At 52.5% G+C, this 20,484-nt stretch carries 19 protein-coding genes and 2 pseudogenes; 6 read left to right on the forward strand and 15 right to left on the reverse strand.

The genetic code is table 11. The features are described 5' to 3' along the window. Positions 1 to 184: 184 nt before the first annotated feature. From FS777_RS05710 to FS777_RS05725, 4 genes are read right to left on the reverse strand one after another with little or no spacing between them, the layout of a single operon-like run. Positions 185 to 1,231, reverse strand: a complete 1,047-nt coding sequence (locus FS777_RS05710) for a hypothetical protein (RefSeq protein ID WP_145254363.1) — start codon at positions 1,229 to 1,231, stop codon at positions 185 to 187. Beyond that, positions 1,231 to 2,763 (reverse strand): hypothetical protein, encoded by a 1,533-nt coding sequence (locus FS777_RS05715; protein ID WP_145254366.1) that lies wholly within the window; start codon positions 2,761 to 2,763, stop codon positions 1,231 to 1,233. The genes FS777_RS05710 and FS777_RS05715 overlap by 1 nt, the downstream gene beginning before the upstream one ends. Beyond that, on the reverse strand, positions 2,763 to 3,575 hold the full coding sequence (locus FS777_RS05720) for a hypothetical protein (protein WP_145254369.1): 813 nt from the start codon (positions 3,573 to 3,575) through the stop codon (positions 2,763 to 2,765). Before FS777_RS05720 ends, FS777_RS05715 begins: the two co-directional genes overlap by 1 nt. Before the next feature lie 9 nt (positions 3,576 to 3,584). Then, a complete protein-coding gene (locus FS777_RS05725; protein ID WP_145254373.1) occupies positions 3,585 to 5,021 on the reverse strand; it encodes a hypothetical protein in 1,437 nt (478 codons plus the stop codon). Positions 5,022 to 5,249: 228 nt separating this feature from the next. Between FS777_RS05725 and FS777_RS21620 the strand changes: the two are divergent. Next, positions 5,250 to 6,164 (forward strand): annotated as a pseudogene (locus FS777_RS21620) (reverse transcriptase domain-containing protein); the annotation flags it as partial. A 90-nt stretch (positions 6,165 to 6,254) separates the two neighbouring features. Here FS777_RS21620 and FS777_RS05735 read toward each other — a convergent pair. Next, positions 6,255 to 6,680 (reverse strand): hypothetical protein, encoded by a 426-nt coding sequence (locus FS777_RS05735; RefSeq protein WP_145254376.1) that lies wholly within the window; start codon positions 6,678 to 6,680, stop codon positions 6,255 to 6,257. Positions 6,681 to 6,758: 78 nt separating this feature from the next. Then, positions 6,759 to 7,346, reverse strand: coding sequence for a hypothetical protein (locus tag FS777_RS05740; protein ID WP_145254379.1), 588 nt, complete (start codon positions 7,344 to 7,346; stop codon positions 6,759 to 6,761). Positions 7,347 to 7,668: 322 nt separating this feature from the next. On the opposite strand from FS777_RS05740, the gene FS777_RS05745 reads away from it, so the two are divergent. After that, a complete protein-coding gene (locus FS777_RS05745) occupies positions 7,669 to 8,121 on the forward strand; it encodes a four-helix bundle copper-binding protein (RefSeq protein WP_145254382.1) in 453 nt (150 codons plus the stop codon). 63 nt (positions 8,122 to 8,184) lie between these two features. On the opposite strand, the gene FS777_RS05750 is transcribed toward FS777_RS05745, so the two are convergent. The 3 genes and pseudogenes from FS777_RS05750 to FS777_RS21625 all read right to left on the reverse strand — a co-directional run. Beyond that, the gene (locus FS777_RS05750; protein WP_145254384.1) at positions 8,185 to 8,457 is read right to left on the reverse strand and encodes a PepSY domain-containing protein; all 273 of its coding nucleotides are present in this window, start codon (positions 8,455 to 8,457) and stop codon (positions 8,185 to 8,187) included. A 122-nt stretch (positions 8,458 to 8,579) separates the two neighbouring features. Further along, positions 8,580 to 8,948: an NUDIX domain-containing protein gene (locus tag FS777_RS05755; protein ID WP_145254387.1), complete on the reverse strand. Its 369-nt coding sequence runs from the start codon at positions 8,946 to 8,948 to the stop codon at positions 8,580 to 8,582. A gap of 243 nt (positions 8,949 to 9,191) precedes the next feature. Continuing rightward, positions 9,192 to 9,401 (reverse strand): annotated as a pseudogene (locus FS777_RS21625) (hypothetical protein); the annotation flags it as partial. Between the two features lie 430 nt (positions 9,402 to 9,831). Here FS777_RS21625 and FS777_RS05770 point away from each other — a divergent pair. The 3 genes from FS777_RS05770 to FS777_RS05780 all read left to right on the forward strand — a co-directional run bounded on the left by FS777_RS05770 (position 9,832) and on the right by FS777_RS05780 (position 14,000). Further along, on the forward strand, positions 9,832 to 11,202 hold the full coding sequence (locus FS777_RS05770) for a sigma-54-dependent Fis family transcriptional regulator (RefSeq protein WP_145254390.1): 1,371 nt from the start codon (positions 9,832 to 9,834) through the stop codon (positions 11,200 to 11,202). 163 nt (positions 11,203 to 11,365) lie between these two features. Continuing rightward, positions 11,366 to 12,514 (forward strand): iron-containing alcohol dehydrogenase, encoded by a 1,149-nt coding sequence (locus tag FS777_RS05775; RefSeq protein WP_145254394.1) that lies wholly within the window; start codon positions 11,366 to 11,368, stop codon positions 12,512 to 12,514. Positions 12,515 to 12,581: 67 nt separating this feature from the next. Further along, positions 12,582 to 14,000 carry a hypothetical protein gene (locus tag FS777_RS05780; RefSeq protein WP_145254621.1) on the forward strand — a complete coding sequence of 473 codons (1,419 nt, stop codon included), beginning with the start codon at positions 12,582 to 12,584 and terminating at the stop codon, positions 13,998 to 14,000. Between the two features lie 207 nt (positions 14,001 to 14,207). Here FS777_RS05780 and FS777_RS05785 read toward each other — a convergent pair whose 3' ends face one another. After that, positions 14,208 to 15,539: an IS4 family transposase gene (locus tag FS777_RS05785; protein ID WP_230384533.1), complete on the reverse strand. Its 1,332-nt coding sequence runs from the start codon at positions 15,537 to 15,539 to the stop codon at positions 14,208 to 14,210. A 239-nt stretch (positions 15,540 to 15,778) separates the two neighbouring features. Here FS777_RS05785 and FS777_RS05790 point away from each other — a divergent pair, with 239 nt between their 5' ends. Further along, positions 15,779 to 16,351, forward strand: coding sequence for a hypothetical protein (locus FS777_RS05790; protein ID WP_145254397.1), 573 nt, complete (start codon positions 15,779 to 15,781; stop codon positions 16,349 to 16,351). A 222-nt stretch (positions 16,352 to 16,573) separates the two neighbouring features. On the opposite strand, the gene FS777_RS05795 is transcribed toward FS777_RS05790, so the two are convergent. The 5 genes from FS777_RS05795 to FS777_RS05815 all read right to left on the reverse strand — a co-directional run bounded on the left by FS777_RS05795 (position 16,574) and on the right by FS777_RS05815 (position 20,211). Continuing rightward, positions 16,574 to 16,945, reverse strand: a complete 372-nt coding sequence (locus FS777_RS05795) for a hypothetical protein (RefSeq protein ID WP_041505930.1) — start codon at positions 16,943 to 16,945, stop codon at positions 16,574 to 16,576. A gap of 76 nt (positions 16,946 to 17,021) precedes the next feature. Beyond that, positions 17,022 to 17,432 carry a hypothetical protein gene (locus FS777_RS05800; RefSeq protein WP_041505929.1) on the reverse strand — a complete coding sequence of 137 codons (411 nt, stop codon included), beginning with the start codon at positions 17,430 to 17,432 and terminating at the stop codon, positions 17,022 to 17,024. After that, positions 17,429 to 17,809 (reverse strand): hypothetical protein, encoded by a 381-nt coding sequence (locus FS777_RS05805; RefSeq protein ID WP_145254399.1) that lies wholly within the window; start codon positions 17,807 to 17,809, stop codon positions 17,429 to 17,431. The genes FS777_RS05800 and FS777_RS05805 overlap by 4 nt, the downstream gene beginning before the upstream one ends. Beyond that, entirely contained in the window at positions 17,806 to 18,258 is a 453-nt protein-coding gene (locus tag FS777_RS05810; protein ID WP_041505928.1) for a hypothetical protein, read from the reverse strand. The genes FS777_RS05805 and FS777_RS05810 overlap by 4 nt, the downstream gene beginning before the upstream one ends. 909 nt (positions 18,259 to 19,167) lie before the next feature. Further along, on the reverse strand, positions 19,168 to 20,211 hold the full coding sequence (locus FS777_RS05815) for a hypothetical protein (protein WP_145254402.1): 1,044 nt from the start codon (positions 20,209 to 20,211) through the stop codon (positions 19,168 to 19,170). Positions 20,212 to 20,484: the final 273 nt, after the last annotated feature.

The raw sequence follows: 20,484 nt of genomic DNA on the forward strand, positions 1-20,484 counted from the left end.
TGAGCACTCAGAGTACTCTTTGCACATTACAGGATGCACCGAGCAAAAAACCGATCTGAAGAAGAACCTGATTCCTCTTCAACCACGATCCTCGCCGCCGCGACAACCTAAGGCTAAACTGCTCAGCTTGGTCTCAACTCTGATGCTGCTTGGCATTTTCGATTTTTAGTCCGACGCGATGAATTTACCAGCGTTTTGTTTCGACTTTGTAAAAATTTGATTCAACCTGTATACGTCGTTTATCCGAAAGCGGCGCATTTAGAATCTGCCCAGTAAGGCGCACGAAATAACGGCATTCGTTTTTTTCAGCCAATAATTTGATGGCCTGTGTTGCACGTAAGAAGTCGTCATAGGTTCGAGTCGTATTAGCCATTAGAGCAGTAAAGCCAGGAAGCTCTTGCGCATCAGTTGAGCGCGAAGGTGGCCAAGCTGGCTCGAAAGTTAACACATCGTCCTTGGTGTAGACGTGGAGGAACATTTCTGGCTTACCAGCGCTATCAACCCAGCATGGAGGGAAGTCGCCCCCCTTTCCTTTGTTAAGCTTCCGCTGCAGAAATTGAACTTGCCCTTTGAGATCGGTATTAGTTTTTTGTAAGGATGCCGGATTCAAACCCAATTTTTCAGCATCCGCAAAAGCTTTTACATCTTTGGCAAAACCTTGAATCTGATCTACACTTAGGTCACCATCGACTTTGAGCGCATCTTTGATTACCACTTCCGTATTTTTGAGTTCGGCAACACGTTTCACCACCTCAGAGGGCTGCACGTCCTTCTCAGGGTCAGCGATTAACTTTTTAAGCTGGTCATAGGACATAAGAGTTTCAAGAATAATACGCTTCGCGTCATTTCCCTTATCTTTACTACCCGCTTGCTCGAGAGCCTTATCAATTGCTGCGAGCGTAGCCATTTCATCAGTTTTCTGCGTCAATAAGACTTGCAGGCGATCTGACTCCTCTCGGGCCTTAGAAGCGTCGACCAGCTTACTCAAGGTATCATCTGGGTTTTTCAGACCCATTTTAATCAGCTGGGACTTTAGCTCTTCGGACGCACGCTTAACCTGCTGCTCTCTTTCGTCCAGAGCCTGATAACTATGAACTTTCTGTTCAAGCGACTTTTTATCAGCGGTAAGCCTCCAAACCTGCCAGCCGGTAAGTAACAGCAAGAGAAAAGCAAGAACCATCCATATCTCAGTGATAGAAAGGTTGAAGACCTGGTCATTTTTATCACTCATCAAGCAGGTCTCATTTCTGAGCTTTTGTGTTGTTCGTCCAGCGCATCAGTCAGATCGTCGTGCGAATTGGAATTGTCTAAACTAGCAGATATACGACGACTCTCAATTTGGTTGACATGCTCAATTTTCTCGATCAGTTCATCAAGCTGCGCATGCGCGATTTCAATACTACGATTCCCCGAAACAAGCTGCGCAGCAAGCCCTTTATGGGTTTCATTGCTATCAGCAACCACCTGAATCAAAGGCAAAAGCGTTGATTTAATTGAATCAGAGAAAGCCTCATTGGCGCGCTCGGTGATGCGCCCCAAAGCATGGAAATTTTCTTTTATTTCCTTGCCAAGAACTTCAGCCGTATCATCCTCAGCAATTTTTTCACTTAGAGATTGAAGGCGAGAGACAATTTTCTCGACAACCTCTCGATTAGCAGAAACCTCACTATAAAAACCCTGCTGATAAGAAGCCAACGAATTTATGAACTCTTTCTGAACACGATCAACTGCTTCCAGCATAGTGTTGCCCTGGCCATTCATAGCATCCATCAAACGCTGTTGGCTTTCTACGATCGCGCCTACTGAATTAAGGGTATCCTCGAGTATTTGCGATTTCGTATTAATAGCACGAATCGCAGTACCCACGGAGCGCGCTGCCGCCTTTACGTCATCAGCAAGGGCAAAAATGCTATCGTTCACACCCTCACTTGTTCTGGCTAAAGTATCAATCGAAGGTTGAAGCTTTGTAGAGAACAGATCATCCGGGAACAGCGTTTGCTCTAGGCGTCTTTGAGCAAGATTTCCAAAATCTAGCGCGTGTGCTTCCATCCTTTCGAGCGTTTGTTCGCTTTTTTCCGAAAGACCATTGATCGTTGAAAGCAAATCGTCAGAAGCATTTCTGGCATCCTTGAGCATGATATCAAATGCCTCATTGCTACGAAGAGTCGCATTAGCAAAATATGCATCCATTGCATTCACACTATGCTTAGATAGCTCTTGGATTTGCTCTTTAGCAGCAGACATAGTCTCCTTGGTCGTCCCAACAACTTCATCACGAAACTGATCAAGTTTGGAATAGGTATCCTCGAACATAAGTATGAGCCGTTCTGAAGCGTCGATTGCACGCTCCTCGACAGAGGCTATTGAATCACTCGGATCAGTTTTGAACCCTACTAGGTATGTCCGTGCCACCATCCCCAACGCAGTGCTGACCATCGCTGCGGAGAACCGACCAGCCATACCCGAAAGATTGTCACCAACACTCTGAATATCTGCAAGACAAACAATAATACTACCAACTGTAAACAAGAACCCGAGATAGTATACAGAATCTGCAAATTTAGAAATTGTTAGCCGAAAATCAAACCGCTGCCTAACTCCGTAACCGATTACGACGTAGGCAACCATTAAGAATATAGGCAGCCAAAAACCTGTCCAAACTGCATCTCCAAGCTTATAGCTTGCATAGGCACAAACGACCTTGGCGAAGAATGCGACCATGAACCAGCTTCTGACCTGGAAAACTAAGCGCAGCTCCTTCATCACAACCCCTCCATGGGGTTAACATGCTCTAACGATGCATTGTTTTCTGAAAAATACTGAGCCCAGAACTCCATCCTCGTCGAGTATGGAGTAACTGCTGGCTCAGTGGCCATTACATTGAGAGTAACCAATGCGCCCCTCAAGCCGGGAGCAGTGGTTTTCTGACCATAGAGAGTTTTGAAGAATCCTCTGTAATTCAATTGGGCATTCTTGTACATCGAGAATTCGTGTGTGTTTGCAGCCATATCTGAGAAGACAATCAAACGCTTTTCGCCATCAGCATGACTATGGTTGAATCCCCTCATACTGGCGAGCTGTAGCATTTCGAAAATTGGGGAGGTTTTTGCACGGACATCCAAAGGAATTTTCCGGACGACATCAGCAAGTGGTTTAGCAAAACTCTCGTTAAAGTTTTTCTCTATAAACTTTTTGTTTGAGTCATATTTATTGGCATCCGACCACTGCCCAGGGTTACACTTTTCGAAAAGTGGTTCACTGTTGCTAGCAAAATCCTCTCCTAGCAAAAAAACAGTCAGCATCGCTCCCTTAGGTACTTCGTTCGATACCATTGACTGTAAGCGCTGCGCTAATGCTGCTTTTTGGGTAAATGGAAACGGCGAAGTATTGTCGATAAGGACTACATATTCACCTTTAGGGCCACTTGCTGGACACAATGTGACCTTGTCAATTGTATCCTTCGTGACCTGAAGGTAGACAACATAGGACATCAGGCTGATCAACATAATCGTCACTAATATCGCGACAATGCCGAGAATAGGAGAAGACTTTTTGCGACGCTTATAAAGTGACATAACAATCCTTCAGATTTGACCGTGCAACGGTTTGAGCTGATCAAATTTTTGATTGAATGCTGACTGCACCTTCGCGCGTGTTGGCTCTATGATAGACAGCATTTGCCTTAACAACTCTTCCTGCTCGATTAGCCGTAGCTCGTCTTTTTCGATTCCAAAATCAGGAAGTGGCTCAGGCTCGAGCACAACCTCTTCACTAAAATAATCAGGGCGAGGCTTATCTTGTGGCCTTGCCATTTGATTTTCATAACGATAGCACTGGAAAAGCGCCTGAATAGTATTCTCTGCAACACCTAAATGCTGAATAAATTTTTTCTTGGCAACACTTTTTTCGCCCATATTGGAGCGAAACCGCTTGATTGATTCTTTAGCCTTCTTAACGTTGCTTTCAATTTCTGCAAGCGTCTCCCCCTTGACACTCTCAAGCTCTGCCTGTAACTCTTCGACAAATTCTAATAGGTCATTGAACTTGGCGGTATGATTTTTGTAGACCGTTGAATAGCCTGGATACCGATCAGACCACTTATAGCCATCGACTAGAGCAATCACACCGAAGAAAACCGTAAACATGAAAAGCGCGATACTTTCCAAACTATCAAATGGATTAACAAAATTGGCCATGCTGTCCCAAATCAAAGAGATGTTATTGACAGCACTCTCCTCGATTTTTGGCATCACATAACGGCAGTACGCCACCAACCCGCCTATAGAACACGTCCATATAGCTCCAAATGCAAGGGTTCCATACCCGAATATGCGCCTTGAGGAGCGGACGTGATTCATATTGGTGGACGCCCAGCCAAATACGGAAGCACCTACAACGTTGAAAAACGCCAATACAAATGCCATTACCGCACCAGCCACCAGCCCCCCCGCCATGCCGCTCGCGAAGAAGTGGGCGTTGATAGCCGTTTCAGCCACACAACACGCCACCAAGATAGCCACTTTGAGGGCGTAACCTACCCAGTCTACGACCTTGGGAGCAGCTTCAGATAATTGGTTCTCGACTCGAAATTTATCCAACTCAGCCTTAGTCGCCTTCGCATTGCGGAGTAAATCTTGCAGTTCTCCATCATGCCTGGAGAGCAGAGAGTCGCTTTTCCTCTCAAATTCATCGCTAAGCTGAACGGTGCGGTTATGCTCTTCCGTCAGATCGAGTGAATCAAGCCGGTGCTGAATAGATTTAAGCCACCCCATACCGCTCTTGATAGTAGCTTTTCTAAGACCATCAACAGAGGCTAGGATTGAGTATTCCGTCCCTGTCATTCGGGTATCACGGGCATCGGGTATTCCGTGAGCACCCTCCCTGCGTGCGTTCTCTACAATTTTTAGCTCCGCCTTAATTCTCTCACGGTCGATTACAGGGAAATAACCCTCACTGATCTCATCCGGACGGTACGAAAAAAGGGCCTTGACGCTGGCTAAAAACCTTCTGAGAAACGACATCTGTCAGATCCATAAGATGTTATCGATTGGCGAATAGCACCCTTGAGCCCCTACCCTTCTGACCTAGACGAGCGGTTTCTCCATGGCCTCATTCGCACCTCAAAAAATGATGGCATGATGCCATGCTAGCAACCAAATATCTACGGCCTGACAGTATTTTTGTTACATCTCACTGACGAGTGACCAATTGGAACGATTGAGGCCGGTTCAACCATGAGCTGGGGCTCGCAGCATGTAGAAATGGCCCGAGCCCATGTGGCTTCGGGGCATCGCTGGTGCGTGTAACTCGATCTGGAGAAGTTCTTCGATCGGGTCAACCACGACATCCTCATGGCCTGCGTCGAGCGGCGGGTCGAAGACAAAAGCGTGCTCCGACTCATCCGTCGCTACCTCGAAGCCGGGGTCATGTCGGGCGGTGTCGTCAGCCAAAGGCAGGAGGGGACGCCGCAAGGCGGCCCGCTTTCGCCGTTGCTGTCGAACATCCTGCTCGACGAACTCGACCGCGAATTGGAGCGGCGAGGTCACCGTTTCGTCCGTTATGCCGATGACGCAAACATCTATGTGCGCAGTCCTCGCGCTGGCGAACGAACGATGAACAGCATTGAGCGTTTCCTGAATCAGCGCCTGAAACTGACGGTGAATCGGAAGAAGAGCCGAGTCGCAAGGGCTTGGAAGTGTGACTACTTGGGCTATGGCATGAGTGGGTACCAGCAGCCAAGGCTGCGCGTGGAAACGATGAGCTTAGGTCGCCTGCGTGACCGGCTCACGGAGCTACTGCGCGGCGCACGTGGTCAGACGATGGCGAACACTATCGTGCGGATAAACCCAGTGCTGCGAGGCTGGGCGGGTTACTTCAAGCTCCGCCAGAGCAAACGGCCGCTCGAAGAGTTGGATGGCTGGCTCAGGCACAAACTCCGCTGCGTCATCTGGCGCCAATGGAAGCAGCGCTCCACGAGGGCGCGCAACTTGATGCGCCTGGGGCTTAGCGAGTAACGGGCCCGCAGATCAGCCACCAACGGCCGAGGCCCATGGTGGAACTCAGGCGCGTCCCATATGAATCAGGCGCTGCCAAAGAAGCTATGGGATCAACTCGGACTGGTCTCGATACTGGATACGATAAACCGGCTTAACCGCATAACCTGAACCGCCGTGTACGGAACCGAATGCACGGTGGTGTGAGAGGACGGCGGGTGTGAACCCGCCTCCTACTCGATCCTGTACATCCCAAAACGATCATCTACGCAATCGATCCCACTGCTGCAGTGCAAACATCCCCGCGCTCCCAAGCCAGGCCAGCCAAGCGGAGGCAACCTGCCAATGGCTGAACACGGCTTCCGCCTGCCCCATTAAGAAAATGGTCGCTGTCAGCCATAGCAGCAGTGCGAAACCTGCAAGCGGCACACGCACCATGGCGGTCAGCCAGCGTGGTGAGCCCCGGTTGTTTAGCCAGGTTAGGCTGCCCAGCAGCAATGACCCAACGAGCATCAGGAACGGAACACCGATGAGGGCCATTGCTGGTTCTGCCTCCCCGCCGTCCTCACCAGGCACGTAGTAGCTCGCCAACCAGATCTCTCGACACAGCATGTGAGTCAGAAAAATGACTGCAATAGGTGCGAGCGGAAAGATCAACGCGCTGATGACAGGGTTACGGGTGTCCAATGGGCTCTTCCTTGTGCTTCACCGACTCGCTTTAATGTGACTACGTGCAGCATAAAAGTGGCTGCAATCAGCCGTGCATCAGTTGACTGGGCAAGGGCTGACGATCTGGTCGACGTTGATGCCCACCGTGGTGGTAATCGGCCCGCTAGGCAGGTTTGTGGTTGCAACCTGATAATACTTGTCGTTCGACTTCACGATCATCGGCGCAACCTCCCGTTTCACGTAGGGCTGGCCGTTACTCAGCAGCATCTTGATCGCCTTTTCCCGATACGCAGCATTGTCCACGACCGGGGAGCCTGGCTCGTCGGTCAACGGCATAACCATCACAGCCACTCGGTCAGTGAAAACGTAGAAAATCTTGCCGTCACCGTGGTGGATGCACCTCACATTCTGCGTTTTGATCATGTCTTTCTGCACGTAGGCACCACTTTCGTAGTCCACTAAGAGCAAGCTATCCGGGGTGAGAACGCTGATGCCCGGTGTCGCACGGCAGGATGCCGGGCCTCCGATAGGCATCCAACAAAAACTGGTAACCGAGGTGTCGGTGATCGCAGACAGCTTGAGGTCTTGCTTGATAAGCTGCCTGGCCTCTGTTGATTTGTGCTCTATAGAACCGCAGCCGCTCAGGAGGGTGGCGCCAAGGGCAAGGGCGGTGCGCAGATACATTGTCAGTCCTTTGAACAGGAGGTCTAAAGCTCAGAGGTTTCCGCCCCTCTTCGGTACTTGCGAATCACGGCTTCGTGCGATCCGGGAGGTGGAGGGTTCGAACACGAACGGAGCCCTGGCATTTTCATGTGTGAGGGTAGTTTGAGACAGTCGTAGGAGACGTGCCCAGACAGGCAAATAAGACACTGTGGATTTCGTGAAGTGCCCTGACCAGCACTTGGAACTTTCGGTTTAACCGATTAGAAACTATGTTTGGATCGTTCGGGGCAGCATACGGAAGCCCCGTCGGCACTCCTGCCAACTCCATCGAAAGGAACGAGCGATGCAACGACGTCAAATGCTGAAAGCTGTTGCGGGTACTGTTGCGGTGGCAATGACCGCCTCTGTGATGGCCGCCACAGAAAACCATGAGCTTCACCACAAACATGGCGTTTCAGGCAGCAACCAGTTCGCGGGAGTGATCGACAGTAGCGCCGACTGCCTCAAGACGGGTGTAGCCTGCCTCGCTCACTGCATAACCTTGCTGGGCCAAGGTGATAAGGAAATGGCGGCCTGTGCTCAGTCAGTCAGTGAGCTGTTGGCGAGCTGCGACGCGCTGATGAAGCTTGCCTCGCAAAAGTCCAAGTTCACACCGGCCATGGCCAAGGTCACTGCCGATGTATGCGCCAGTTGCGAGAAGCAATGCCGGAAGTACGAGGCACAGCACGCTGAATGCAAAGCCTGTGCTGACTCATGCGCGGAATGTCTCAAAGCGTGCAATACCATAGCGGCTTAACGATCACCAAGTAGGTGATTCAAGCCCACGCATAGGCGCGGGCTTGCCTATGTTCGGCAGGCATCAATTATCCAGTTCGTCCTTGATGATCTTGCCATCGTGCGGGTCAACCTGGAATTCGTACTGCTTGCCGTCAGCCTTGATACCTTCGCCTTCCCAATGACCGTCGTCGGCTTCGATCTTGGTGATCTGGGTGTAGCCTGCGCCTTTCAAGGTGGCCTCAGCCTGATCCTTGTTCACCTTCCAGTCAGCACCGGGTGTATCAGCCCAAGCAGCAGTAGCCCCCATAGCGCCAACCAATGCAAGGCCAGTGAACAGTCGAGTCATCGCTTTCATCGCTAACAACCTTTTCATGGGATTTAACGATCCGACCCGCACGCCGATCTCACCGTTCAGTTTGTGTTGAGGGCCGATACTGACGCCGAGCGCCCATCTTGGTGAATGAGCTCCTGCAGATCTCATGACAGCAATGCTGCGGCTGTGGGCTTCAGCATGGTTGGCCTCAACTCCTCCCAACAAATCCATTTACAGGCAACGATGCCTCTGCCGAGCGCGATGCTACAGCCGTCAGGTAGGTCAGTCGTAAAAATGTGGTGGAGAACGTTGCCTACCTCGACGATGCCTACAGCCTTCAATCCTGTGCTATGAAGCGCCAAAGCCTTCCAAAGCTCACGGGCAGCGGCAACAATTGGCGCCTCACCCGGCGCTATCAGGCCGCTTGGAAGCTTCCATCTAGCACCCTTTCTGCGAACAAGCAGAACCCTGTCATTACGTGAGCAGATGACCGTGGCCTTGGCTTTGACCGGGTGATGCGTGGTGACGCTCATGAAGGATCGCACCTAGAGAATGGGCGACATCCTGAACGCTGGGGCGGGCTTCCTTACGCTGACGACATCCACGTTCAAAAACGAGTTCAGGTCATCCGTCCGAATGTGGACATGTGTGTGGATAGGGATCGCAGTGCTTGATGCTAGTGCGCAGCCTCAGCCATGACCTACACACCTGGATCCTGCCCTTTCAGGGCACGACTCGTATGCCGTAAACCCTGAGCTACTTTCCGTATCGGTTAATCCGTTAGCGCCGTACTGGCCGTTTAGACGGGCACATTCGTAATCCGCCTCGGCACGCGTAGGGAAGTTTAAGGTCAGCCGGGTCTTGCTGTGGTTATCGTATAGGTCGAAGCCTGCCCCGGTGGCGCAGGGAACTCCGATGCGGCGAGGGAAAATTTCTTTTTCCATGGGTACAGCGGGAACCACAACAAAGCGTATCTGCATGATCATCCCTCATCCGGCATGACCTAAGTATTAGTCGTATTGTCGACTGTGGGGCTGCAGCGATCCGTCGCTTTCCGAGGATGAGCGAGGTCGATTGGTTAAGGAGTTGATGAACGCCCGGCGCGCAGTTAAGAAATCCAAGTCTTCCGGAGACGCCACTGAGCTTCGTGTCGCAAGGGAGCTTGTCAATGACGCCAAGGTAAAGCTCGGTGAACGAGGGGCGCCATGGTGGAAGGACGGTAGCCCGGACTACAACCGAAAAATGGTTGTAAATACGCCCTACGCAGACTGGTATGCCTCGCTCGACGATCAATGTCGAGGTTCGTCAGCGCTACCACAGGGCTGAGATCGCACAGCCAGGCTGGTGACTCCACAGGCTTGCTCCTGTTAGTGGCCAAACCACTTACACTATCCTTTTCTGTGGCAGATCCTGATCGTGGACTTCAACGACCAAACCTTTGACACGTTCTTGAATGCGTTGCATGACGGCGTCTATATCACCGACGGCGCCGGTATCACCGTGAAGGTGAACACTGCATACGAGCGACTGACAGGGCTTGAAGGTGAGCAAATCATCGGGCGTAGCATGCATGACCTGGTACGCGATGGTGTCTTATCACAGTCAGCATCATTGCGCGTGCTCCAGCAAGGCGCTCCAGTATCAGTGATGCAAAGCCTAAGCAACGGCAAAAAGCTTTTGGTAAGCGCTACGCCGATTTTTGAAGATCGCCGCATCAGCTACGTCGTCAGCGCAGTTCGGGACATGACCGAGCTTCTGCGTATGAAGCACGAGCGTGATGAACTAGCTGGGCTCAAAAAGCTTCGTAGCAGCACCGCGCAACTGCACGCTGGCGAATACATGAAGCTCGCAAAGTCTCCAATGGTTTACGACCAGGCACAGACTGGACAGCTCTTTGCCCAAGCTCGACGAGTGGCCAGTAGCGATGTGAAGGTTCTGCTTCTCGGAGAGACCGGGGTAGGCAAAAGCCTCGTCGCCCAGTACATCCACAATGCAAGCGCTCGGGCAAATGAGCCTTTCATACCTCTCAATTGCGGAGCAATGCCGGAAAACCTCATAGAAGCGGAATTGTTCGGATATGCGCCAGGAGCTTTCACAGGGGCCGCTGCAAAAGGGAAGAGAGGGCTATTGGAGCTCGCCAACCATGGCACCTTGTTCCTCGATGAGATTGGTGATCTCCCCCTATCCCTTCAGGTCAAGCTTCTCAAGGTCATCGAGGAAAATCGCTTCATCCCTGTTGGAGGCCTAGAGCTAAAGGAGGTCGACGTCCGCATCATCAGCGCGACCCACCATGATCTTCGACAGCGGGTTGCTGATGGCTTGTTCCGCGCGGATCTGTATTACAGACTCAATGTCGTTCCGATCAAAATCCCTGCCCTGAGGGAACGTGGCAATGAGATACCCACGCTCCTGGAACACTACCTTGCTCATTTCAACGGCAGATATGAGCAAAACATGAAATGGAGTCTCGAGGCGGTCGATCTGCTCTGTGAGTATGCTTGGCCAGGAAATATCCGCGAACTAATAAATCTGGTCGAGCGCTTGGTCGTTACCTGCGAGTCTGAAACGATTGAAGCGCTAGACCTACCGGAGGAGATGCTGAACCTGCATGCAGAGGGCGAAAACCTGAGCCGACTCCCCTTGCGCAGAATCATTGAGAATGCAGAACGCAGCGCCATCATGTCCGCGATGCGTATTCACAAAACCACCCGCCTTGCGGCAAAAGCCCTGGGCGTCAGCCAAGCCACCATTGTCCAAAAGATGAAACGTTGGGAAAGGTCTGATTAGGTTCCTAATCGGAGACCAGCTTTTTGATTTAATTCTTGCTCGCTGAACGCCTCCCGACATTCACCAGAACGCTGTGAAGGCCAGCAACGGCGGGCTTTTCAAAGCTTTGGCATAGCTTTTGTTACCCACCAGCTCATCACAAGAAAACAAAGAGGATGAGCCCGTGAGTGTTTCTGCCTTTCAGATAGCTAACAAACTCCTTACTGGCGCCGGCGCGATTAACCAACTCGATGCCGAACTAACACGTTTGAAGGTCAATAATCCCCTCATCGTGACCGATGCGATCCTGGTGAAAACCGGCACCGTTGAGCTTGCCTTGGCCGAGCTGGCTGGCCGCAACTACGGCCTCTATGACCGAGTTCAACCAGAGCCGGAAATCGGCTTGGTTGAAGATTGCACTCGTGCTTACCGTGAAGGCGGTCATGACGGACTAATCGGCCTGGGCGGTGGCAGCGCGATTGATATCGCCAAAGGTGTTGCTGCCTTTGCTGGGCATGAGGGAGCTCTGGCCGATCTTTTCGGAGTAAATCAGGTAGCCCGCAAGGGCCCTCCACTGATCGCAATCCCAACCACTGCCGGCACCGGTTCCGAGGTCACCAACGTGGCTATTTTTTCGGACAAAAAGGCGCAGTTGAAGAAAGGGATTGTGAGCGACTACCTCTTGCCAGACGTCGCCTTGGTAAGTCCGGTAATGACCCTTACCTGCCCACATAGCGTCACTGCTGCAAGCGGGGTAGATGCGCTTGTACACGCCATCGAATCGTACATTTCTGTAAACCGCTCACCTATCACCGATGCCATCGCGCTGGGCGCAATCCGACTTATCGCACGTGCCTTGCCAAAGGCCTATGCGAACCCTGATGATCTGGTTGCTCGCGAAGAAATGGCCACGGCGAGCCTCATGGGTGGCATGGCGTTTGGCAACGCTGGTGTCGGTGCGGTACATGCCCTGGCCTATCCACTTGGCGGACGCTTCAACATCGCTCACGGTGTCAGCAACGCACTCTTGCTTCCTTACGTCATGCGCTGGAACAAGCTCGCATGTGCTGAGCGCCTCAAAGATGTTGCCCAGGCAATGGGTATCAGCGTCGACGGGCTGAGCGACCTTCAAGCAGCTGATGCTGCAGTTACCGCGATGGCCGAGCTGTGTTCAGCAGTCGGTATTCCAACCGGGCTTCGAGCATTCAGTGTCCCCCATGACGCATTGGCATCAATGGCTGAAGAGGCCAGCAAGATCGACCGCCTGATGCGCAACAACCCTCGCAAACTTTCGCCGGCAGACATTGAGGAGATCTACCGAGCAGCCTGGTAGCAGCCTGATGAATCTGGCACCCCTGGCTGGGTGCCATGCCTACAAGACCAATAATACAGGTGCACTGATGTCAAATTCAGCACATGAAACTCCATACATTCCCCTTGGCCCGTTCAAGGTTCGACTGCCATTTCTGCACTATCGCCTTGAGCTACCAGACTTCCTCCAAGGCCTCTTGATGTGCGCCGTGGATCTCGCGGCGATCCCCCTGATGACCGAGCTTCTCGGAATGCCATTCGAAGTGGCCCTTGCTGTCGTCATGCTCAATGGTCTGCTTTACCTCACTCACCATCTCCTTGGAGATCCAACCGTTCCAGGATGGATCACGCCAGCAGTCCCACTGCTGATGGCTTACTGCGCGACATTCCCTGAGGGGCCAGAGCGCGTTCATGCACTCATTGCCTTCCAGCTATTGTTAGGAGTGTTCTCGATAACGCTCGGCGCAACGGGAATGGCCAAGAAGGTCTTCACCTACGTTCCCTCAGCCATCAAGGCGGGCATCATTGTCGGCGCGGGTTTCAGTGCCGTGATTTCTGTGTTCCAGATTGGCGGTAAATTCGATGTGCTGCCGATCACTATCAGCATCACCGTAGGCCTGGCGTTCTATCTGATTTTCTCCCAGCATTTCGCACAGCTGAAAAAACGGAATCGTTTCTGGTGGAATTTCGCCAAGCTTGGAATTCTGCCCATCATCCTGCTTGCCGTCGTGATTGCGCCGCTGGTGAACGAAGCATCCTGGCCAACCATCAAGTGGGGTATCAGCACGCCTGACTTTATGGGGCTCTGGAACAACTACACAGTCTTCGGCCTGGGCATGCCACCTCTCTCGATGTTCATCTCAGCCATTCCAATGGTGCTTGCGGTGTACATCGTCGTTTTCGGCGACGTGCTTAGCGCCAAGGTTCTGCTGGATGAGGCTGAGCAGGTGCGTACCGATGAAAAGGTGGACTACAACCCTGATCGCGCTCACCTGATCTTCGGTGGACGGAATGCATTCATGAGTATCTTCGGCCCAGATGTGGCAATGTGCGGGCCTAAATGGGCGGCAATGCTTGTGGTCATCATCGAGCGGTTCAAAGGTGGCCCACGTGCCATGCAGTCCATCATCGGTGGCGTCGGCTCTTTCCGCTGGGGCACGAACACAGGCTTGTTGTTGCTGCCAGTCGTTACGCTTGTTCAACCCATCCTGGGTGTGGCCTTGGCCCTCACTCTGCTGATCCAGGGTTATGTGAGCGTTCGTCTCGGTGTTCTGGAAGCGAAGAGTCAGCGTGACCTTGGCATCGCAGGCGTGATCGGTGCCGTGCTCGCCATCAAGGGTGCCAGCTGCGCGTTCGCCGTAGGAGTCGCGCTTTGCCTGCTGATCTACGGGAAGAATTTCTTCAAAGGCGAGAACGATGGTACCTTCACCCGCGACCAGGCCCTCGATGACGAGCCTGCTCAGGTAAAGACAGATAAGGCCTCATCTCCGTCCATGATTCTCGATTAAGGCACGAGTGGTGTGGTCACCAAACTGAAAGTGACCCCACTGCGTAACTTAGCGGTATATTTAGCGTTATTGAGTGCAACCTCGACCAAGGTCATACGCTCTCATACGCTCAATCAAGAATTGATTGTAGAATCTGGTAGGATAGCGAAGCCTCTCTTCTAGCCTTCCAAAACAACTGAGAAAGGCCACCTCACGGCGTAATGCTGTTCACTTAAGCGGAGCAGCTTTACGATCCACCGGATACCGGGTTTTGGAAATCTTCACCGTCCTTGGCCTTCCTGGCCTTGGACGGTGATCCAGAAACAGCCCTCCTAAGCTCCCTCGCAGCTCGGCCAACCTTCTCCCCGTTGCCGATACCGGATTGGCAGCTGCCATAACGATCAGTTGCACCGCAATGTACTGGCAGGCGGGTTTAAAGCGTATGTCTGAAGGCGTTCGGCCAAAGGCTACTGCGGCCTGGCTGGCCTCTCGGCGGATGATGTTGTAAGCCAGCAGAAGCCCCCAGACTTCTTGATAAATCAGGTCAATCTTCTTGCTGCGCAACGTCACCGCGTTCTGCTGCATTGAGCTTTTGATGTCTCGAAAACCTAGCTCAATCTCCCATCGCTCCAGATACAGCTCGGCGACAGCCCCTGCACTGTAGTTCTCTGCCGGCAGCGAAGTAAGCAGTGACCTGATCTGGCCTTGGCTTTCATAGCTGACCTCACGTACTTCCCAATGCGTGGGCAGATCCGGATTTCGCTTGCGTGCCTGAGGCGAAACCTTCATCCGTACACGGCGATCATGTTTGCCATAGCGTTCGACTTCCTCCATCACCAGGTTCTTGCGAGCTGGCGTCAACCAGTGCCGATTGCTTCCTCCATCAGCCACGTTCAACAGCAGATCAGCCCCCCAAAAACCTTTGTCGAACAACGTGATTGAGTTGTCTGGAATCTGACCGAGGAAGGTTTCGGCCAAGCGCATCTCGCTACCGCGATAAGGGCTGAGCTGGGCGTCGAGAATTACGTGAGAGCGCACATTCATCAAGGCAACCAGACGCAGCATTGGGAAAGGCGTCTGGCGCTCGGTACCGGTATTGCCAGAGCCAAAATGTTCTCTCAACTCAGGTGAATCGGGGGTTCGCAGCAACGCACCATCCACAGCGAACACCTGCAACCCGTTCCAGTCGTCGCCTTCGTACCGTTCGCAACCCCATTGTTTGCCGGTCTGGCGAAACAATGATTCGACCGGGTCAGCACCCAGTCGCTTGCGCGCTGCAGTCACACCACTGCGTGCCAGCAGTTGATCGGAAGCCAGGCCCTGGGCACAGATGTTCAGACGCCTGGCCACCTCGTGGACAGGCTCGTCACGAAACAGGGCCATGCCCAGCACCAACCAAAGCACCTGCTCACTCGGCAGACGTCGCCGCCGTATCGTGGCTTGGGCAGAGAGATTGAGCGCACTGGCGACCCATTCGACAGGAATGTTCTGAGTGAAGGTGCTGAGGTCGGAGAAGTTGAAGAGATCGCCGAGGTCGAGCAATTGCTGCTGAATGGGCATAAAAAATCCGATACCAGAGGGCTGGTATCGGATTCTCTAGAAACCCCGGCTTGGACTCAAATGCTTAAGTGAACAGCATTACACCTCACGGCGGCCTTTTTCTCAGACTTCTGCAGCCTTTGTTTGCCTCGACTTCTTCTCTCTAGTATGACTATCCATCCTGACGTCTAAATCAGAAGCCGGATTCCGCCGCGGGGTCTTGCGCCCCGCTTTCCCAAGACTGTTAACGAGATTACGACATGGACGCCCAGCATGAACCTGCTCATGATGAGATGAAGGAATTTCTGCGCCAACAGCGCGAGGCCTTTGAGGAGCGAAACTACTGGCTGCAGCATGCTTTAGGTGCAGAAAATCATTGGCTTTTCGTACAAGCGTATGACGCCTGGAAGCTGGAGCTTTATCTGCCAGCATGTACCGGTTTTCTGACCGGGATCGAGGCGTCGCTTCGTAACACAATGGCCCAGGTTCAGAACCCTGCTCCAGTCGAAAATGTCGACGATATCTCGACGCTTAGTAACTCTCTCCTGCGTCAAGCGAGGGCCAGTGGCATGGTGATCGATGACTTAGCATTCCCAGGAGAGCAAAATTTTGAAGTCAATCTCCCTACTCGATCAATCCATGTTGAGATCGTAAAGGTCAGACATACTCTCTGCCACGGCAACATCCTTCAGTATGTGAGAACCGAGGATGATTTGGGCACTTTCTTTACGCCAGAATGTTGCCGTGACCTTGCTAATAGCCTTCACACGATCTCACGCAACTGGGTGGCGAGTTTGGGAGCGTTCAGAAGAGAAACCCTGGGCCTTCGCTAAGCATTCACTGAGTAGCAAGGCTCCATGCAAGCGGGGCGCGCAGGCCGGCACGGCCGAAGAGCGTGAGGATGGAAGCCCGCAGGGCCGAGACACAACGTGGCTCGGTTCACGACAGCCGGCCGCGAATGCGGCACGCCCACAAATGATGAGCAAGCCTTGCTACAACTCGCACGTCATGTCGTTGCAGGACGTAACAACATGGACTGGTATCAGCGTGAACAATCAAACTAAAACGCCTTGAGCTTCAGTCAGCTGCAGGTGATCCCGGAGGGAATTCCTACCACCCTCTCGCCGAAACGTAGCCATCACATAGCGACTACGCTCTACCGTGGTCAGCACCCAAAACCGCCCCTCCTTCTCCACTCGTTCGACCTTCGCAGTCTGGACGACACGACCATCAGCATTACGACCTGCAGGATCGTCACCTTCAAACCCAAACACCACACCTCCTCCGACGCGAGACATGATGAAGGCATCTGTTAGGTAGGCAGTGACAGGTTCAGCGAACCCCTGCTCCATCGCCCGGGCGATACGCCGCAGGTCGAAGTCAGAATGACGCTTGCTGTGAAAGTCGAGATTGATGGAGGTGGTCATTGAGTGTCCTTACAACATGAAGCGCCGGCAGAGTGATCGCTGAGAGCATCAGCTTCGAAAGCCGGCGACGCGGATCTTAAAAGAAAGAGAAGATGGTGCTGAGACTGGCTTTCTGACGACGGCCAGGCCCCAACAAAACGTAGACAGTATTCCTAGTGGAAGCGAAGACATCATCCACTAAAGAGGTACACATCGTCGACCGCACCCAACCACCTTGTGGGAAGCGCCCCTCACTGTCATCAACAACACAGTGGGCAAACACAATCAGCGGCACCAAGCCCGCGGCTTTCACCCTGGCCTGCTCATCCTGGGTTAAGTCAGGTTCAAAAAGCGTCCAGCCTTCGACGATACAGTACGACCTGCGTGGGAAACGCTCAGCAACCAAGGCGCGAGCAGCTTCAGCAGAAATCTCTAGGCCCGCGGCTGGTACATGATCCTCTGTGAGCAGATCACTCTCGGCAGAGCTGCCCGCCTTGGCATCACTCATTGCAAGCTCCTCTCAGCGCTGAGAGCGTCGTACAAAACCCGCATGTTGGTGAGCGAGGCCACATCTAGATTCGAACGGTAGGAGTCGTGGTAGACCGCCCCATCTTCAAGCGAAATAACACACACGGCATCACGATCCTGGTCATCGCCGATCGCCAATTTGGCAACCTTCTCCATCTGCCATGTCCCGCTACCGTTCATGTTCGCAGGGGTAACGACCTGGATGCCCCTGACGTAGACTTCATTGTCCTGAGCTTGGAGGACTTGCAGCAGGTTCAGCTCGTCATTGATCATGAGCTTAAACTCATGGCCATTCCCCTCCCCAACCATCACCACCGAGAGGTGGAACCAGGAGCTGCCCAGCTTACCGTCATTCATTGCAAGCTCCTCTTAGCACTGAGAGCGTCGTACAGAACCCGCATGTTGGTGAGCGACGCCACATCTAGATTCGAACGGTACGAGTCGTGATAGACAGCTCCACCGTTGACCGTGACTACACACACGGCATCACGATCTTGGTCATCGCCGATCGCCAGTTTGGAAACCTTCTCCATCTGCCATGCCCCAGTACCGTTCATGTTGGCGGGGGTAACGACCTGAATGTCCTTGACGTAGACCTCATCGCCCTGAGCTTGGAGGACTTGCTGCAATTTCAGCTCGTCATTAACCATGAGCTCAAACTCATGGCCCTTGCCCTCGCCGACCATCACCACCGAGAGGTGGAACCAGTGCTTCCTGAGAATCCGGGTAACGGCATGCCAGTGAGCGAGGCCATGGCCAAACATACCTGGTAGGCCTGCCAAATCATTGTCGTCTGTTCTGAACATCAATCGCCTCGGTGAAGCCATCGCCAAGGCGATGCAATGAAAATTTTGGGTTAATGCCTTACTGCGGGAATGCGTGGTGGCTCCGACGAGCCCTTATCACACTGAACGCTCGCGGGCACGAGGAGAGACGGTGTGGTCACATGGCCTTTGTGGGTCATAGCCCAAGGCGCTGCAGCACATGCATGACCGTACGCCTGTCAAAAGATTTTCCATAAATTGGCGGCTGAGCGCTGAGCTGGGGATCAGTCGTCCGACCCCGTCGCGCTTGGCCAACAAGGCGATCCGTGCAGAATAGGGAATATATTCCATGGATTGAATTTAATCAATGTGGCTCTATCCTCAGCTTTGGGAGCCACCATGCCACTGAGAGAGTCATTAGCCGCAGTCCTCCGGCTCGTGAGGATTTCCCGCGGCCTCAGCAAGGACGATTTCCAAGGGCTGGTCGATCCCAAGCATGTGTACAACCTCGAAACCGCCAGAAGCGGGGTGACCCTCGACACGCTCGAAACAGTGGCCTCGGTACTCCAGGTTGATGCCCTCACCCTCCTCACTGTCGCTGCGAGCCTTGAGCGAAACCAATCTCACAGTGAGTTGCTCATGCACCTCCAACTGGACGCTCAGCGACTGGGGGAATTAGGTGTGATAGCAAGATGGCCTGGAGAATTTCAGGATGGATCACTTGTAAAGACCAAGCCCGGTCGGAGGACGCCCCCGGACACAGTAGAGGCTATTCTGGATTGCCGCGACCGAGGGTTGAGCCAAAAAGAGACTGCAGATGAAGTGGGAGTGCATCGGTCTACTGTCGGTAGGATCTGGAAAAGCGTACAACCTTTATAGCGTTCACGATCTGAGCATACGTAAGTGGTGTGGTTCAGATGTCGGCGGAAAAGCCTCATGCTCGCCAAGCGCTCACCTTAAGGACAACAACACAGCATTGAGCCCACCCATAAAGTCGGCGATGTTCTCGGTCTCATACTTCCTGAGGGCTTGCAGCTTGTGGGATATCACCTCACCCTCTTCCCTACTTGTACAAACTCGTGCAGCTAAAGAACCTAGCATGCGTGGGCTTTTGGGCAATGAACGCCGCACCATACGATTCCCACGAATGGCATTATTTATATCCTTGGCTGGATAGAGGCCTAAGAGCCAACCCATCAACAACATTGCACCTCCTCGTTGAACCCCGTTGGCAGAGTGCATTCCAAAATCCAGTCGCTCTTGCACATCCAGATGCCAGCGATATGGAGATCTTGGTGGATGACCAAATCCAGATGCTGCTACTCCTTCTGCTGCATGGAGCGTACGCCTACTTAGTAGAAGTCCATATAGACTATGGATTACATCAGACTCCAACGGATGAGTTGCGACACGTTTTTGTATCCAAGCTTGAACCTTTCCAGCCAACAACGCCAATCGTCTTTCCTCAGGCTTCGCCGGACTACGCCCTCGCCACAAATTGTGCAGATAGCAATCCCACATACGGCTTTCGATTGGCGGGAGCGTCGGTGGACATGTAAGTAACCTCTGGTGTTCAGGGCAATATGCAGATGTGAGATTACACCAGTCTTTTTTCCAGACAGGAAAACGAAACGAGAAAAAGCTGTGAGCAAGGCAGTCCTCGCAGGATAGGTTCCTGTAGCGCAACTTTGTTAATGGCAACCCACTACTTCGAAAGTAGCTATCAATAAAGGTAGTGCACTCATAGTAGGTAGCATGAAACACAGAGATCAGTTCACTGGACTCATCAAACTCCACGTCAGAGCCAAAGGTTTGCTGCCATTCAGAAATCACACCAACTTCAAGTGGATCTGGGGCAGAGCACCTCTGAATGACCATGCGAAATAGGTGCGGATTTTTTAGTTGATCTAAAGAAAGCCCCCGGCATACCCATGATAGAATGGTTTCACCTGTAACTATTTTAGGGTGTTCAATGTTGCTATGAATATTCAACATTTAAAATCTCCAAAGGTGTGAAATATGCCTGGGAGTAGCAACTTGACCTTTGGCCAAGACGCCACTCATTGCCAGAACTTTTATTGTCTGTATTACAGACCCGGTAGCGCCGCATGCGGAGTAATGGAGAGACGCCAAGAAATCTTCCTCGATCACTTGCTGCCTCTCAATGTTATAAGCTCTTGCCACATAGACCACAAATTGTCGAAATTCACTTCCGATTGGCCAGCACTGTAACTCTAAAACGCAATGCCGACTGAATTGGAAGTCCCT

Source organism: Pseudomonas sp. DE0157 (genome assembly GCF_007678615.1).
GTDB classification, from domain to species: Bacteria; Pseudomonadota; Gammaproteobacteria; order Pseudomonadales; family Pseudomonadaceae; genus Aquipseudomonas; species Aquipseudomonas parafulva_B.

Excerpts from the sequence above, each read along its gene's own strand:
- FS777_RS05745 (WP_145254382.1), top strand. The coding sequence starts at position 7,669 with ATGCAACGACGTCAAATGCTGAAAGCTGTTGCGGGTACTGTTGCGGTG.
- FS777_RS05780 (WP_145254621.1), top strand. The coding sequence starts at position 12,582 with ATGTCAAATTCAGCACATGAAACTCCATACATTCCCCTTGGCCCGTTC.
- FS777_RS05810 (WP_041505928.1), bottom strand. The coding sequence starts at position 18,258 with ATGTTCAGAACAGACGACAATGATTTGGCAGGCCTACCAGGTATGTTT.
- FS777_RS05725 (WP_145254373.1), bottom strand. The coding sequence starts at position 5,021 with ATGTCGTTTCTCAGAAGGTTTTTAGCCAGCGTCAAGGCCCTTTTTTCG.
- FS777_RS05790 (WP_145254397.1), top strand. The coding sequence starts at position 15,779 with ATGGACGCCCAGCATGAACCTGCTCATGATGAGATGAAGGAATTTCTG.
- FS777_RS05720 (WP_145254369.1), bottom strand. The coding sequence starts at position 3,575 with ATGTCACTTTATAAGCGTCGCAAAAAGTCTTCTCCTATTCTCGGCATT.
- FS777_RS05740 (WP_145254379.1), bottom strand. The coding sequence starts at position 7,346 with ATGTATCTGCGCACCGCCCTTGCCCTTGGCGCCACCCTCCTGAGCGGC.
- FS777_RS05710 (WP_145254363.1), bottom strand. The coding sequence starts at position 1,231 with ATGAGTGATAAAAATGACCAGGTCTTCAACCTTTCTATCACTGAGATA.
- FS777_RS05795 (WP_041505930.1), bottom strand. The coding sequence starts at position 16,945 with ATGACCACCTCCATCAATCTCGACTTTCACAGCAAGCGTCATTCTGAC.
- FS777_RS05755 (WP_145254387.1), bottom strand. The coding sequence starts at position 8,948 with ATGAGCGTCACCACGCATCACCCGGTCAAAGCCAAGGCCACGGTCATC.
- FS777_RS05785 (WP_230384533.1), bottom strand. The coding sequence starts at position 15,539 with ATGCCCATTCAGCAGCAATTGCTCGACCTCGGCGATCTCTTCAACTTC.
- FS777_RS05815 (WP_145254402.1), bottom strand. The coding sequence starts at position 20,211 with ATGTTGAATATTCATAGCAACATTGAACACCCTAAAATAGTTACAGGT.
- FS777_RS05800 (WP_041505929.1), bottom strand. The coding sequence starts at position 17,432 with ATGAGTGATGCCAAGGCGGGCAGCTCTGCCGAGAGTGATCTGCTCACA.
- FS777_RS05750 (WP_145254384.1), bottom strand. The coding sequence starts at position 8,457 with ATGAAAGCGATGACTCGACTGTTCACTGGCCTTGCATTGGTTGGCGCT.
- FS777_RS05805 (WP_145254399.1), bottom strand. The coding sequence starts at position 17,809 with ATGAATGACGGTAAGCTGGGCAGCTCCTGGTTCCACCTCTCGGTGGTG.
- FS777_RS05715 (WP_145254366.1), bottom strand. The coding sequence starts at position 2,763 with ATGAAGGAGCTGCGCTTAGTTTTCCAGGTCAGAAGCTGGTTCATGGTC.